The sequence below is a fragment of the Bacillus sp. P4_D3 genome, from assembly GCF_056401855.1.
The window spans coordinates 1-1,617 of the sequence record NZ_JBFUIN010000690.1; the positions used below are offsets into that span (position 1 = coordinate 1).

Below are 1,617 nucleotides of genomic sequence, written 5' to 3' on the forward strand. Positions count from 1 at the left end.
ATGATCAGGTTGATAGGTTCGAGGTGGAAGCATGGTGACATGTGGAGCTGACGAATACTAATAGATCGAGGACTTAACCATATAATATGAAGCAAATGTTATCTAGTTTTGAAGGAATATACCTTCAATAGTTTGGTGATGATGGCAGAGAGGTCACACCCGTTCCCATACCGAACACGGAAGTTAAGCTCTCTAGCGCCGATGGTAGTTGGGACCTTGTCCCTGTGAGAGTAGGACGTCGCCAAGCAAAAACCTAAGTCGTTTCGACTTAGGTTTTTTTGTGTTTATTTTTATTTATCAAATGTTAAAATCCATAAGTTTAATAACGTTAAAGACGAAAAAATAATGAAATAGAAACGGTATAAAATGAAATTTGGATATTAAAGTGATAAGAAGGTTATAAAGTAATACGTTTAAATATCAATTGAAGGTAAGAATTACCTTTTTATGTTAATTTAGTTATAGAGTGAACAATAATGTTTTTGATCTAATATGAAAAGGTTATGCGAAAAAGAGCTGGATGGCTATTTTTCACATAACCTTTTTGTGGTTTTAAAGGATTTTACTTAAGAAAAAATCTATAATTAAGGTAGTTAACATATATTTTTTGATGGGTGTGGGGGATTATGAAAGAAATATGCATGTTATTAGTGGCTGTTATATTATGGGGGACGGCAATTGCGCCAACGAAATGGGCATTAGAATCTATTCAACCATTTACTTTGTTATTTATTCGTCTTTTCTTTGCGGGTGGAATTTGTATGCTTTTTTCATATGGCCAACTTCAAAAAGCGATCGTACATAAACATATTCCATGGAAAAGAATGAGTTTGCTATCTTTTACTGGTGTAGCTGGGTATTTTATGTTCACATCCTACGGGATTTCTTTAACAAGTGGATTACATGTTAGTATCATTGATGCTGCATTGCCATTAGTTACAATTCTTTTTTCAGCGTTCTTTTTGAAAGAGAAAATTCAGCCGAATTATTGGATCGGTATTATATTGGGGGCTATAGGGGTACTTCTTATTACAATTTCATCTAACAATGCTGATCAAGAGGTATCTTTAATAGGAGATATCCTTATTTTATTAAGCACCTTCTTATTTGCTTTCTATACAGTATTGTTAAAACAGCCGAAACAGGAACAGTATCTATCAAACAAGGTTTTTACAACATTAACTTTAATTATTGGATCGGTTATTTTATTACCATTTGCAATGGTAGAAACTTTTTATTACGGTTTCCCAAAGATTGAAACCTGGAAGACTGGATTTAGTGTAATGTATCTTGTTATTGGAGCGACAATTTTAGCATATTGGTGTTGGAATAAAGCACTAGAGAGAGTTACAGCATCAGTAAGTGGATTATATTTAAATGCATTGCCGCTAATAAGTATTGTTGCTTCAATTGTTCTATTAAATGAATCTTTAACGTGGAGAATAGTAATAGGCGGCGGCTTAGTTTTATTTGGAGTGGTATGGGCGGATAAAAGTAAATTAATTGATCTATTTATCATTTCCCGACAGAAAAGTCCCGCCTCAAGGAATGAGTAGGACGATAGTTTAAAGAGTGCATGTATATAATGTGTAATTAAAAGGACGTCTTGTATGTAAT

Annotated in this window: 1 protein-coding gene and 1 rRNA gene; both read left to right on the forward strand. The window is 33.5% G+C overall.

Annotated elements, in window-relative coordinates:
* The first annotated feature begins 131 nt into the window (after positions 1-131).
* Positions 132-247 (forward strand): 5S ribosomal RNA (gene rrf / locus AC1DTM_RS25620).
* Between the two features lie 379 nt (positions 248-626).
* A complete protein-coding gene (locus AC1DTM_RS25625) occupies positions 627-1,556 on the forward strand; it encodes a DMT family transporter (protein ID WP_002159508.1) in 930 nt (309 codons plus the stop codon).
* Positions 1,557-1,617: the final 61 nt, after the last annotated feature.

Bases quoted from the DNA above. Each gene is read 5' to 3' on its own strand.
- AC1DTM_RS25625 (WP_002159508.1), top strand. From the start codon at position 627: ATGAAAGAAATATGCATGTTATTAGTGGCTGTTATATTATGGGGGACG.